This window comes from Arthrobacter sp. SIMBA_036 (assembly GCF_046535135.1).
Classification (GTDB): Bacteria; Actinomycetota; Actinomycetes; order Actinomycetales; family Micrococcaceae; genus Arthrobacter.
In genome coordinates, this window is the sequence record NZ_JAWRXG010000296.1 from 1 (window position 1) to 257 (window position 257).

The window sequence follows — 257 nt, forward strand, 5'->3', positions numbered from 1 at the left end:
GGCTGGCGTTGCGGAGGCGCAGCCGGCGCGGCTCACCAGCCACCGCATCCGCATTTTACCAGTTCCGGGCTTCCTTCACCGCCTCCTGCACCCTGCCGAGCAGGTCCGTCAGCGCCGGCTCGTTCCGGATGGCAATCTCATCGAGGCGCGCCTGAAACTGCCCAGCCTGCCCGGTCAGCTGTTCGGCCCTGTTAATTTCCAGCTTGAGATACTGCCTCCTACTGCTAAAGACCCGGGTTCGCAGGATCAGCAGCAGG

Annotated in this window: 1 protein-coding gene; it reads right to left on the reverse strand. The window is 64.6% G+C overall.

All coding sequences use genetic code 11. The features are described 5' to 3' along the window. Positions 1-55: 55 nt before the first annotated feature. Positions 56-257, reverse strand: a 202-nt coding sequence (locus tag SB659_RS19950) for a hypothetical protein (protein ID WP_410551674.1), incomplete at its 5' end; no start/stop codon positions are given.